Origin of the sequence: Paenibacillus sp. FSL H3-0329, assembly GCF_037963285.1 — a bacterium.
Lineage (GTDB): Bacteria > Bacillota > Bacilli > Paenibacillales > Paenibacillaceae > Paenibacillus_AQ > Paenibacillus_AQ odorifer.
The window spans coordinates 3,871,352-3,883,380 of the sequence record NZ_CP150150.1; the positions used below are offsets into that span (position 1 = coordinate 3,871,352).

Below are 12,029 nucleotides of genomic sequence, written 5' to 3' on the forward strand. Positions count from 1 at the left end.
ACATATAAATGTATATTAAACTAGCAATCTTTATGTTATCATAAGCTAATTTTAAGGTAAAATTAAGAAACAAGGGGTATGATCATTAACATGAAATACTTGTAGCGAGGTGATTTCAAAATGAGAATGCTCATCACATTTCAGAACAAACTTGTACCTGTGTATTTCACAACAGAAAATAAACAGCCCACTCAAAAAGTACTTAGATTACTTAACAGTACGCTGGAGCTCAAAATTCAAAAGGGCAAAAGTGCCCTCCAGAAATGCCTCAATTCTCTGATTAGTATCGAAATTAAAGGCTCTGAAGCTATATTGCACAGTTACAGTGAAAATGATTCATTGGCGCTATCCCTCTATTAATGGAGGGGTAGTTTTTTTGTCACAACATTGCAGTCCTACGCTTCTAATAAAGAGCGTCCTAAGCAACTAAGAATTGCTGCTTAGACTCGTTTTCTTTTTGAAGCTAAACTTGATCCAAAATGACACTCCGTTTGATTTAGATACCATTTGCGCATACATAGCTTCTACTATCAAAATCAGCGACCTTGGTTCTGCTTGGTGCTATTTTGTACTGCTTTGTGCTATTTCATAGCACATTTTAGATTGCTGCTTGCCGGCCATCCCCATAGCCGACTGCTATCGGACCCAGAAGACCTTAATCGCAGCTTTTTGACTCATTTGGAATCCTATTGGACCCCAGAGTCGCTATTGGTACGAAAAACACTAATTATCGACCTCAAAAAGCTGAATAGCTGCGCTGGAGTCCGAAACTCTGCTCTAATGCCCATAATTTCGCATATAACGTCATCTGAGTCCGTTGCCTGCGATGGATGTTTATTACTCGGTGGTGCAGATGTATGTATAGCGGGTTACATGAAATTCCAGGGAGTTGTCACTTAACACTATAATAACCGCTGGGACCTCTTGACCATTTTGGAGCTCCCTCTAGCATCTTGATCTAAATCCGAGCCATCATTTGTATTAGATACCATTTACACATACATAGCTTCAACTATTAAAGTATGCGACCTTAGTTCTGTCTGGTTCTGCTTGAGTTCTGCATGGTTTGCTTTGGTTCGACTTGGGACTGCTATATAGCAAAATTGAATTGCTGTTTACTGACTAGTCACATAGCTGACTGCTATTGGACTCATTGTTGGATGCTTTCGGACTCAGTTGACCTTAATCGCAGCTTTTTGGCTCATTTAGAATCCTATCGGACCCCAGAGTCACTATTGGCACGAAAAACACTAATTAACGACCTCAAAAAGCTAAATAGCTGCGTTGGAGTCCGAAACTCTGCTCTAATGCCCATAATTTCGCATATAACGTCATCTGAGTCCGTTGGCCGCTGAGGATAACTTGGAAGGTCACTTAGTGTGTAACTCAACAAATGACTTTGCATTTGTCAGCAGATTAGAGGTAGCGGTTTACCTGACGCTACAATGTCACTTGCCAAAGTAACGTTTGTGGTCGGTCAGCTTCCTTTGCTGATTCTAAGCTGAAACAATCTGCCCAAGACTAAAAACGCAGAGCAGTGATCCCCCCTTAACGGGAGGATCACTGCTCTGCTATATTTACGGACTTTTTTAACCCAAGGACTCTGTCTCATTCAGCGAAAAATCTACTATTAGGAAGAGCTAAGCAATTATCAGCTGATCTTGTAATTCTTCTGCTCTGCTTTTTCAGCTTTTTGGATTCGAAGTCTAAATAGCTTCACTAAATTCTGACGCGTATGCTCTTCGTGACAGCTGTCCAATTTTTTAATGATAAACCGATCGATGGACATGTCAATCGCTCCTTTTAGATCATTCTGGAACTTATAGAGACAGGAAATTATTTCCTGTTTCTCTTGTATCACCTATTAACCTTGTTTTCATTTTTTCAAACTCCTTGAGCATAAACAAATTTCAATGACAAAAAAATAATTTACAAACAAAAGATTACATGCTATATTAAATATAGTTAATATTAAATACACACATGCAAGGGAGAAATCATAATGTCTAAAGTTCTATTTATTAAAGCAAACAACCGTCCAGCAGAACAATCCGTAAGTGTTAAGCTTTACAATGAATTCTTGGAGAGCTACAAGCTCAACAACCCAGAAGATGAAATCACTGAGCTTGATCTGTTCGCAGAGCAACTTCCATACTACGACAATACCCTGATCACTGGTATGTATAAAGCCGCTCAAGGATACGAAGCAACACCTGATGAAGCAGCTGGTGCCGCTATCGTTAATAAATATCTTAACCAGTTCATCGCTGCAGATAAGGTAGTATTCGGTTTCCCACTGTGGAACATGACTGTACCTGCTGTATTGCACACTTATGTAGATTACCTTTGCCAAGCTGGTAAAACATTCTCTTACACTGCTGAAGGTCCAGTTGGTCTTTTGACAGGTAAAAAAGCAATCGTTCTGAATGCAAGAGGCGGTATCTACTCTGAAGGTCCTGCAGCAAGTGCTGAAATGGCAGTAAACTTCATCGTTGGTAACCTTAACCTGTGGGGAATTAAAGATATTACACAAGTAATCATCGAAGGCCACAACCAACTTCCAGCACAATCCGCTGAAATCATTGAAAACGGATTGCAACTGGCTAAGGAAACTGCTGCATCCTTCTAAACCATAACCGTTTAGATTCAATTCAATAATTAAGGGCGCCCCTTAGCTGTCAAAAGCTAAGGGGCGCCCTTTTCCAATGTCTATGCCGTTATATCAATTCTTTTTAATATTCATCCAGCTCTTTACGCCATCCGTATCCTCTGGTTCTGGATGAACTCACTTTAGTGGAAGCTGCGCTTTTTCTCTTAAGCTTGGCTTCTTTATTATTTTGGTACAATACTTCTCGTTGTGTTTTTCGGTAGTTGATTAGTCTCTTCTCTTCCAGTTCACCTGTTTGGACTGCTTCAAGTACAGCACAGCCCTCTTCGCGTTCATGACTACAGTTACTAAACCGGCACTTAATAGCTAGGCCGCTGATATCACTAAAGGCTAGATCAAGACCACCTTCATCTTCCCAGAACTGCAGCTCCCGCATCCCCGGTGTATCTACGATAATCCCCCCATCCGGCAAAACAAACAGTTCACGGTGGGTAGTAGTATGACGTCCGCGGCTATCCCCTTCTCTAACATCCTGAGTAATCTGAAGGTTCTTCCCGCATAGCCAGTTGACCATTGTCGACTTCCCACAACCGGAGGAGCCCGTTAGAGCTACTGTTTGACCCTCACCAATGTAAGGCAGCAGCTTCTCGCGCCCTTCATCTTGTAATGCACTAACAGCATGTACTGATACTCCGGGAGCCGCGCTCTCCATTTCAGCGATTTTACTGTCTGCATCCGGACAAAGATCCGCTTTAGTGAGTAGAATAACTGGATTTGCCCCACTATTCCAAGCCATGATCAGATATCTCTCCATCCGGCGAACATTAAAGTCATCATTCAACGCGCTGACCAGAAATAACGTGTCTACATTGGAGGCAACAATTTGCTCATCTTGTGTATTTCCTGCGACCTTGCGTGAGATCACACTCTGCCGGGGCAATACGCCATGTATAATTCCATGCTCGCCGCCATCTTGCATTGCTAATGCTACCCAGTCTCCAATGGCAGGAAAATCACCCGAGGCTACAAATGTGTGTCTCAGCTTCCCGGCAAGCTCTCCCCACGTCTCTCCTACATCAGTTAACACTTTGTACTTACTGCCGAAATCACCAACGATTCTCCCGGGTATAAATTGTTTATCCTCTGCATGACTCCACTTTTCATTCCATTTTGTACTCCAGTTTTCATTCCAACCATATTGCTTTATGCTATTCATTCATTTCCTCCTAAAAGATATGTTTATGTTTTTTCTTGCCCCTTGGCGTTTTCCGAGAACACAAAAAGCCGCCGGAAATAAAGACTCCGGCGGCGGTATATAGACATGTGGATTTATTACACCAAATCCAATCTTTCTACACACGCAAAAAAGCCACCGGACCCTATACGGTTCCCGGCGGCTCTAATAAGCGTAATTGAGCTTACCTGCTAAACTGCACGAATCAATTATTCGGCAGCAGCTGTTCCCGGAAGACACGTATCCACAACAGTTGAGTTCATTACATTTAAAACTGTCATAAAACATCGTCTCCTTCCGAAATTTAAGATGCTGTTATCATAATTGGTGCAGCAGTAAAATGTCAACCCCAAATTTTCCGGATTACAAAATAGCCTTTAATTCTTTCAGCTCACGGATCATTTTCCAAGGTCGGATGTCCAGCTGATCGTCCCAAGGATGTTTCCTTTGCAGCCAAATTCCTTCAAGGCCAGCCTTACCTGCACCCCAGATATCATTTACCGGATGATCCCCTATAAACAAGGTTTGATCCGCAGAGGCACCCAGCTTGTCTAGTGCCAATTGATAAATCGCAGGATCAGGCTTCGCAATGCCAACTTCTCCAGATATAACTATAGCCTTGAAGTACTCTCGCAGGCCGAGAATATCGATTTTGGTGTTCTGGATTTCTTTTTTACCGTTGGTGACCAGCCCCAAAGTATATCCACGCTCCACGCAATACTCCAGAACCTCCAAAGCATGCTCCATGACTGCGCCATGATTGATGTAGCTCGCATCATAATACGCCCGGATATGTTCAGCCGTCACAGGCTTTTCCCAAGGCAGGATCTCACTAAGTTCTAAGAAAAATCCGTCTTTATCACGATAGCCATCAGCGTCTCTGTGGATCATATCCTCAATCACGGCCTGCGCTTCCGCAGGTTTCAGATGCCCAAGAAAATCCTGCACGAACTGAGTGCTAAAGCTGCGAAATGTATAGTCGCGATCCATTAAAGTATTGTCCAGATCAAATAAAATAGCTTGTACTTCCTTCATCAAGCGATTCCCCTTACATGCTGTTAATTTTCAAACCTAACCTACAGAATGTAATTGTACTATGCCTTAAGAGACAAAGAAAAGACTATTCAACAAAAAGGATTTATGGCTTCCCTTTTACTGAACAGTCTTTATGAAGATTCGTATCTGCGTCATTCCTTTACTCGAAATGCTCTGCCCGATGGGTCAGCATCATTTCTTCATCCGTAATATACAGCGGAAAAGGAGGTGTTTCTTTTAGATAACTTTCTGTAGATAACAATCGATAATGAACCTCTGGCAACCAGGTGTCTTCAAGCAACGGTAGCTTGCCTGTATCACTAATATAACTGTCTACAGCAGCCTGAACTAAATCCAGATAATACGGCACTAACTTGTCTTCTTCCTCGAAAATTTCATAGGTCTCTCGTGACATATAGAAATTCCGTTCGGGTATTCCACCCAAATAACGTTTCAGGCGACTCATATCGATTCTTTTGTCCTCTAAGATTAATGCTGTTCTATTAATAGGTCCAGGCATATCTTCTTCGAACTTTCGAATCGCCTGTTTCACTTGGGGTAATGTGACGGTTACATGATCTGATTTGGGTTGCTTTTTTGTGCGTTTAAATAACATAACGAAAGTCTCCTTTCTAAATATGTCTCAGATAACGCTTACAATTCCATTTTATTCGAAATTCGAATAATTAATCAGTACATTTCAAATCGACACAGAATGTTAATATTTAAAAGATCATTATTTGACATATTCCCACCGAGTCCATACTTCTCGAGGATTTAGTTCATACTTGTCCTTCTCACGATACATAAACTGATGCATGATGAATTCACGACGAATAGTGGCGAAATCTTCATGAAACTGCTTAATAAACTCATTGATTTCCTTTTCCGTATAAACAACTCCTGGCTCCAGCTTCTCAACCATGTATTGAAGCGCTATCAATTTCTTCTTGTATTGTGCTGGAATTTGCCGCAGCCGGCCATCTTTAGAGAAAAAATTACGAATTACAGTATCCTGAAGACTATTCTCAGGTAATTGCTCTTCCATATTCTCAGCTCCTTTCGAAAAAATAAACTGCAGTGAAGCCTCAGCACCATTATTGATAAACTCCGGATTCAACTTAAAATAAACTGTATTTTTGTCGCGTCTTTCTTTTATTAGAGCCGCTTCACGTAATTTAGCCGCATGATGAGTGACTGTAGGCTGCGATAAATTCAACTTCTCAGCCAGCGCTTGCCCGTGCATTTCTCCTTGGGACAGAAGCAACAATAAGCGAAGACGCGTTGGATCAGCTAAAGCTTTATGATAACTCACGATTTTCTCCAACTGCACTGGGTTCACGCTCCTAGAATTTCACAATAAATTGAAACATTAGATATATATCTAATTATATAATAATCAACGTTATTCTTGCAATGGTTATTATACTCAATCTGCTCTTATGGAAAAATTCATGAATTTAGGGTAGGATTTAAAGAAAAGATAGTAACAATCAGGAGGTAACCCGCTTTATGAAAGATGTCATTATTATCGGTGCAGGTCCTTGCGGCCTCTCGGCAGCTATCGAATGCCAACGCCAAGGCCTGTCCAGCCTTATCATTGAAAAAAGCTTTATTGTACACTCCATTTATTTGTATCCAACAAATATGCAATTTTTCAGTACGGCTCAGTTATTAGAAATCGGGGATGTTCCGTTCACTTCGACCAACGACAAACCTTACCGTCACGAAGCGCTTGTCTATTATCGCCGAGCCGCTGAGCAATATGGTCTAGAGATCGCCGCTTATGAAGAAGCTTTATCCATTGAGCCGCTTGAAGATGGAACCTTTGCCGTACATACGTCAAATATGCGTGGTGAGCATCAGAAACGTATCACTGCTAATGTAGTTATAGCAACAGGTTATTTTGATCAGCCGAATATGATTGGCATTCCAGGTGAAGAACTACCTAAAGTTACTCATTATTTCGGTGAAGCTCATCCTTACACGGGAATGAAGGTAACTGTAATTGGCGGCAGTAATTCCGCAGTAGATGCAGCGCTGGAGCTTATGCGTGTAGGAGCTACGGTAGATATGGTATATCGTGGTGAAAGCATCTCAGAGAATATTAAACCTTGGGTTCGGCCAATCTTTGAAGGCATGGTGCAAAAAGGGAAAATCACTCTGCACTTAGGCTCGCGTGTCACTGAAATTACTGCAAGCTCAGTAATTGTTACGGATCATAAGGGGGACAAGAAAGCATTGGATAATGATTTCGTTCTTGCCTTGACTGGCTTCCGTCCTAGCCGTACCCTCCTCACTTCAGCGGGTGTGATCATGGATGACGACATGGATAAGCCTGCTTTTAACACCTCTACCATGGAAAGTAATGTTCCAGGGTTGTATGTTGCTGGAGTAATCGCCTCCGGCCGCAATGCTAACGAAGTGTTTATTGAGACCGGAAGAGGGCATGGTAAGCTTATCGCAGATCACATTGTGTCAAAAGAAAGTTCTAATCCTAAGGAGTTGAAACATTAAGATGGACATGACCTCTTTGCTTTTGCTTGGACTTGCAGCGCTGGGAATTATCAGCAGCAATTCCCCTGTAACAATAGCAATGGTCGTCCTATTACTGCTAAGAGTACTTGGCCTGCAGCAAACCTTTCCTTGGCTAGAAAAATACGGTTTAACCATCGGGATTATCATCCTGACCATCGGGGTCATGACCCCATTAGCCAGCGGCAAAATATCGCTGCAGACAGTCGGTCAATCCTTCTTGCACTGGAAGTCCTTGCTTGCTATCGCTATTGGCATTCTCGTCGCTTTTCTTGGAGGCCGCGGTGCTACGCTCATGACCAACCAACCCACAGTTGTTGCAGGTCTGCTGATTGGCACGGTGATCGGGGTTGCGTTATTTAAAGGCGTTCCGGTCGGACCGCTGATCGCAGCCGGCATTTTATCACTTATGATCGGCAAAATGTAATAGAACAGCACAAAAAAGACCGCTTTTGGCGGTCTTTTTTATTGTGCCTTTTATACAACCATCTTCTTCACTATTCCTCCACCTGAGAAATGGACTGCGGAATTTGCTGTACTGCTCTTTTTTCAACGACTAATAAATCTTCAACGCCATACTCTGTCTTAATTTTCTGCAACTGCTTCAAAGCCTCTTCTTCTGTATTAAAATATCCTGCTTCCACGAGATATAAGCCTTTCTGATCCTTTAACATCCGCATATCCTCTAACCCATATAACATTTCTTCAGCCATACCCAGCGCCTCACCAGAAGGCTGTGAGACCGTTCTTAAGGAATATACAGAGCCCCCTTTTGCTTCGTCTCCTTTCTCTTTTAACGTAATCACTACCTGTGCTGGCTCTTTATATTCTTTCACCTCATAAGCAACCGAGTCCGTAAGTGTGACATTGAACCGAATGGCCGAATCATCTAGTGTAATTAGTGGATAAGCATCCTGAACATATCGGCTTTGTTTTAATGTCTCCAGATCTTTGACTGCTGAGAATTTCCTGGCCCCACTTACTGTAATCGTCATTGTTGCCGGATTTTCCGTAAACTTTACGTTATATGAGCTTGCCATCTGTTGAGTTTCATCCGGATTTGCAAAATTCAAAATCAATTGATCACTATTCTTCAGTTGTTTGACCGAAATAAAATTCACATCTACTCCATCCTGAATAGTTCCCCCTCCTGCGCTTCCCTCCGTAAATTGCAGAACACTGACCAGCTTACCTAGAACCGGTATTTGATCCATACTACTCGCAAAAGCAGGAACCGTATTTACACCCACCGTAAAAGAAATCAATACAGCAGCAGCTACTGATCCTGTCCATTTCAAAGTACGTTTTGAAGAACTGTTTTTCTGTTTATAGATTTTCCCTCTTTCAATTCCTTTACGAGAAGCGAATGATAGTTCTTTAGGAATTTCAATCTCATTATAGGCTTCCTGTAGACGTTCTAGTTGCTTATCCAAAGTACTCACTCTCCTCCATACTTATTTTTAATTTTTCCAAACCTCTATAAATAACGGTTTTGACGCTGCTCAGGGGCATATCGAGAACCTCTGCAATTTCCTTTATGGGCAAGTCCTCCAAATATCTCATCACAATCACCATTCTTGATTTTTCATCAAGACCGCTGAGCGCTTCATGCAAATCCATAACCTCTTCCCTAGATTTCGGAGCATAACTGCCTCCTAGCTCTTGATCTATATACACGATTTTTTTAGATTTACGGATAAAGTCCAGCGCACAGTTGACAGCGATCTTGGTGAGCCAAGTTTTAAAATATTGCGGTTGCTTCAATTTATGAATGGAGATATAGGCTTTGAAGACGGTCTCCTGCACAATCTCCAGCGCATCCTCTTGATTCCGCACATAGGAGTAGGCCATTCGGTATAAACGCTCCTGCATGCCGTCAATAAGCGCAGTAAAGCTGTCTTCATCACCATCTATCGCCTTTTCCTCAAGCGTGGTTTTATTCACGTTCCTCACTTCCTTTCATGATGTTTATAAGCTTTAGACGCACATGATCACCGAAAAGACTCAAGTCCCCTGTAGAATTTTTGCCATAGTATAAGTTACTGTGTGCCACAAGCCTGATTGGAATTCAAAAAAAGTGGCCTTCTCTTTCGAGAGGACCACTAAAGTGTTTAATTATTCAAAACATATTAAGCGTCTAAATGCTGTACGTTAAATAATCGCGCATAACTACCCTCTATCGACATCAGCTGTTCATGCGTACCCCGTTCAGTAATTTCACCATTCTCAAGTACGACAATCTGATCTGCATGAGTAATCGTTGACAGTCTATGCGCTACAATTAGTGTAGTACGTTGCGAAGAAAGGGACTGCAGCGCTTGTTGAATTAAATGCTCCGATTCCAGATCCAGCGCCGAAGTAGCCTCGTCTAATATAAGAACCTTCGGATCCTTGAGAAATACCCTTGCGATAGCAACCCGCTGCTTCTGTCCTCCGGATAGCTTAACACCACGTTCTCCCACTTCTGTCTCATAACCCAGTGGCAGCTGCTCAATAAAATCATGCGCATTGGCAGCTTTCGCTGCTGAAATGACCTCTTCTTCCGTGGCGTTAGGATTACCGAATAAAATATTCTCACGCACAGATCCGCTGAATAAGAAATTATCTTGTAAGACCATACCGACAGACCTGCGCAAGCTTTCCTGTGTTAATTCCTGTATATCATAACCATCCATTTGGAGGCTGCCTTTACTGATGTCATAGAATCTCGGGATCAAGCTTATAAGGGAGGACTTTCCTCCACCGCTCATTCCGACGAACGCAATGGTCTGTCCGGGCTGAATACTCAGATTAATATCTTTTAAGACCCAATCATTCTCTTCGTTATATTTAAACCATACATTCTGAAAAGCAATCTCACCACGTGCATCCTTTAGCACTTTTGCTCCCGGCTTGTCTACAATATCGTAAGGCTCATTCAGCAGCTCAAGCACCCGTTCAAGAGAAGCAGAGGCTTGTGTAAGCACCGTCGAGGAATTAATCAATCTTCGCAGCGGAGAATACATCCGGTCCAGATAGCCAAAGAAAGCTACAAAGGTACCTACTGTCAAATTGCCATGAATGACCTGATAACCACCATATCCGATGACCAAAAGAGGTGCTATATCCGTTAATGTATTAATAATTGCGAAGGTCATAGCGTTCCAGCGGGTTTGCGCCATCGCTTTTTTAAGAAAGTTACCGTTGATGTCTTCAAACTGCTTCTGATCCACTTTTTCCATCGTAAAGCTGCGGATAATTGATATCCCTTGAATCCGTTCATGGAGATAACCTTGAATGCCAGCCAGAGCTTGGGAACGATCTTTCGTTAAAAGCTTAAGCCGCTTATACAATTTGTTAACAGCAATTGCGTAAAAAGGCAATACCGAGATAGACACGAGCGCCAGCACCGGATTTAAATAAAACATAAATCCCAAAGCAAAAACTAGCGTAAACGTGTCGAGCCATACATTCATCATGCCGACTTCGACCAAATTTTTGGTCTGCTCAACATCGTTAATAAATCTGGAGATGGCTTCTCCCACCTTGGTATTCTGATAATACCGCAGTGACAGCCGCTGTAAATGACTGTAAAGCTTATTTCGCATATCGAACAACACTTTACTTGTGATAAGCTGAGCAAAGTATTGGCGATAATACTCCACGGGTCCTCTTACGATAACAAATAAAATTAAGGCACCACCCAGAATAAGCATCAAATGCGATACCCGTTCCTCAATCCCCATGCTCGGGTTCATTAGGAGGTCATCAACCACGTATTTCAGAATCATTGGCAGTGTTAGCGGAATACTGAATTTGATCATGCCGATAAACAGCGTAAACACAATCAATTTCATATAAGGTCGTACAAAAGTAAAATATGATTTCCATTGCTTCACAGGAATATTCTTTCCCTTCTCTTTAGTGAGTTGCTAAGTACAGTTGACTTTTGCTCTCTACAGTGTTTTTATAATTTTAGATCATAAGTACAATTGCAGTACCGAACTTCAGGAGGATAACGATGTCTAGACAATTTGTGACGGAAGCCGTCATGATGGCGATTTACGGCCAGCTTCTCGTATCGAGCAGCCCTGTAGAATATATAGTGCCTTATACTACTGTGATGGAACTATACGAACTGCGAGACAGCGATGATCCGTTGATGAACCGTCCGGACGACGACAAGCATGTTAAGTTGAAGATTAGTGAGCTCATTGCTTATTTTGAAGAACCGCTCAACGCGAAGAAGATCAACCGCTGTTTAGCAGTGCCATGGGCGAAAAGCTCAGGTATTCTCCTTGGCGGGCAATCCAAAATCACCATCATTAACAGTATGGATACCGCTGTCTACGGTGAGATGTTCGATCCCATCGAAACAGAGCTTCTGCTGTCCTCACAACGTGAGAAAGTACCTATCCTAACGGATCAATTTGAATTGATTCAACGGATCATCGAGGGTGGAGTTCCAGTTCAGGTGTACGATATTGACGACTTCGACTTCGCTCTGGAGGAAGAAACCTCTCGCAATTTGCACTGATAACACCTATGTATTTCCAACTGGAATACCCTCATTTTTAAAGACAGCATTTGAAAAGCCCCTGCCTTTTGGCAAGGGCTTTTCCTGATTAAAATAAACAA

Annotated in this window: 13 protein-coding genes; 5 read left to right on the forward strand and 8 right to left on the reverse strand. The window is 42.2% G+C overall.

What is annotated here, in order from left to right; translation table 11 throughout:
• The first annotated feature begins 120 nt into the window (after positions 1 to 120).
• Positions 121 to 360 carry a hypothetical protein gene (locus NSQ66_RS17055; protein WP_036687997.1) on the forward strand — a complete coding sequence of 80 codons (240 nt, stop codon included), beginning with the start codon at positions 121 to 123 and terminating at the stop codon, positions 358 to 360.
• A gap of 1,291 nt (positions 361 to 1,651) precedes the next feature.
• On the opposite strand, the gene NSQ66_RS17060 is transcribed toward NSQ66_RS17055, so the two are convergent.
• Positions 1,652 to 1,789, reverse strand: coding sequence for a hypothetical protein (locus tag NSQ66_RS17060; RefSeq protein WP_170914292.1), 138 nt, complete (start codon positions 1,787 to 1,789; stop codon positions 1,652 to 1,654).
• Positions 1,790 to 2,002: 213 nt separating this feature from the next.
• On the opposite strand from NSQ66_RS17060, the gene NSQ66_RS17065 reads away from it, so the two are divergent.
• Complete coding sequence (locus NSQ66_RS17065; protein ID WP_036687999.1) at positions 2,003 to 2,629, forward strand: FMN-dependent NADH-azoreductase; 627 nt, start codon at positions 2,003 to 2,005, stop codon at positions 2,627 to 2,629.
• A 103-nt stretch (positions 2,630 to 2,732) separates the two neighbouring features.
• Here NSQ66_RS17065 and rsgA read toward each other — a convergent pair whose 3' ends face one another.
• From rsgA to NSQ66_RS17085, 4 genes are all read right to left on the reverse strand, one after another.
• Positions 2,733 to 3,824, reverse strand: a complete 1,092-nt coding sequence (rsgA, locus tag NSQ66_RS17070; protein WP_076142121.1) for a ribosome small subunit-dependent GTPase A — start codon at positions 3,822 to 3,824, stop codon at positions 2,733 to 2,735.
• A gap of 381 nt (positions 3,825 to 4,205) precedes the next feature.
• Entirely contained in the window at positions 4,206 to 4,877 is a 672-nt protein-coding gene (locus tag NSQ66_RS17075; protein ID WP_036688002.1) for an HAD family hydrolase, read from the reverse strand.
• 160 nt (positions 4,878 to 5,037) lie between these two features.
• Positions 5,038 to 5,493 (reverse strand): DUF3939 domain-containing protein, encoded by a 456-nt coding sequence (locus NSQ66_RS17080; RefSeq protein WP_036688004.1) that lies wholly within the window; start codon positions 5,491 to 5,493, stop codon positions 5,038 to 5,040.
• A gap of 120 nt (positions 5,494 to 5,613) precedes the next feature.
• Positions 5,614 to 6,210, reverse strand: a complete 597-nt coding sequence (locus tag NSQ66_RS17085; RefSeq protein ID WP_036688006.1) for a metalloregulator ArsR/SmtB family transcription factor — start codon at positions 6,208 to 6,210, stop codon at positions 5,614 to 5,616.
• Positions 6,211 to 6,389: 179 nt separating this feature from the next.
• Between NSQ66_RS17085 and NSQ66_RS17090 the strand changes: the two genes are divergently transcribed.
• Complete coding sequence (locus NSQ66_RS17090) at positions 6,390 to 7,394, forward strand: YpdA family putative bacillithiol disulfide reductase (RefSeq protein ID WP_036688007.1); 1,005 nt, start codon at positions 6,390 to 6,392, stop codon at positions 7,392 to 7,394.
• A gap of 1 nt (position 7,395) precedes the next feature.
• Entirely contained in the window at positions 7,396 to 7,839 is a 444-nt protein-coding gene (locus NSQ66_RS17095; protein WP_036688009.1) for a DUF441 domain-containing protein, read from the forward strand.
• 70 nt (positions 7,840 to 7,909) lie between these two features.
• Here NSQ66_RS17095 and NSQ66_RS17100 read toward each other — a convergent pair whose 3' ends face one another.
• The 3 genes from NSQ66_RS17100 to NSQ66_RS17110 all read right to left on the reverse strand — a co-directional run bounded on the left by NSQ66_RS17100 (position 7,910) and on the right by NSQ66_RS17110 (position 11,290).
• Positions 7,910 to 8,845 carry a DUF4179 domain-containing protein gene (locus tag NSQ66_RS17100; RefSeq protein ID WP_076142122.1) on the reverse strand — a complete coding sequence of 312 codons (936 nt, stop codon included), beginning with the start codon at positions 8,843 to 8,845 and terminating at the stop codon, positions 7,910 to 7,912.
• Positions 8,838 to 9,356: a sigma-70 family RNA polymerase sigma factor gene (locus NSQ66_RS17105; protein WP_076142123.1), complete on the reverse strand. Its 519-nt coding sequence runs from the start codon at positions 9,354 to 9,356 to the stop codon at positions 8,838 to 8,840. The genes NSQ66_RS17100 and NSQ66_RS17105 overlap by 8 nt, the downstream gene beginning before the upstream one ends.
• A gap of 185 nt (positions 9,357 to 9,541) precedes the next feature.
• The gene (locus tag NSQ66_RS17110; protein ID WP_036688015.1) at positions 9,542 to 11,290 is read right to left on the reverse strand and encodes an ABC transporter ATP-binding protein; all 1,749 of its coding nucleotides are present in this window, start codon (positions 11,288 to 11,290) and stop codon (positions 9,542 to 9,544) included.
• Positions 11,291 to 11,412: 122 nt separating this feature from the next.
• On the opposite strand from NSQ66_RS17110, the gene NSQ66_RS17115 reads away from it, so the two are divergent.
• On the forward strand, positions 11,413 to 11,928 hold the full coding sequence (locus tag NSQ66_RS17115; RefSeq protein WP_038571616.1) for a hypothetical protein: 516 nt from the start codon (positions 11,413 to 11,415) through the stop codon (positions 11,926 to 11,928).
• Positions 11,929 to 12,029: the final 101 nt, after the last annotated feature.

Coding starts and splice junctions, on each gene's coding strand:
- NSQ66_RS17065 (WP_036687999.1), top strand. CDS start 2,003: ATGTCTAAAGTTCTATTTATTAAAGCAAACAACCGTCCAGCAGAACAA.
- rsgA (WP_076142121.1), bottom strand. CDS start 3,824: ATGAATAGCATAAAGCAATATGGTTGGAATGAAAACTGGAGTACAAAA.
- NSQ66_RS17055 (WP_036687997.1), top strand. CDS start 121: ATGAGAATGCTCATCACATTTCAGAACAAACTTGTACCTGTGTATTTC.
- NSQ66_RS17080 (WP_036688004.1), bottom strand. CDS start 5,493: ATGTTATTTAAACGCACAAAAAAGCAACCCAAATCAGATCATGTAACC.
- NSQ66_RS17090 (WP_036688007.1), top strand. CDS start 6,390: ATGAAAGATGTCATTATTATCGGTGCAGGTCCTTGCGGCCTCTCGGCA.
- NSQ66_RS17115 (WP_038571616.1), top strand. CDS start 11,413: ATGTCTAGACAATTTGTGACGGAAGCCGTCATGATGGCGATTTACGGC.
- NSQ66_RS17095 (WP_036688009.1), top strand. CDS start 7,396: ATGGACATGACCTCTTTGCTTTTGCTTGGACTTGCAGCGCTGGGAATT.
- NSQ66_RS17060 (WP_170914292.1), bottom strand. CDS start 1,789: ATGTCCATCGATCGGTTTATCATTAAAAAATTGGACAGCTGTCACGAA.
- NSQ66_RS17075 (WP_036688002.1), bottom strand. CDS start 4,877: ATGAAGGAAGTACAAGCTATTTTATTTGATCTGGACAATACTTTAATG.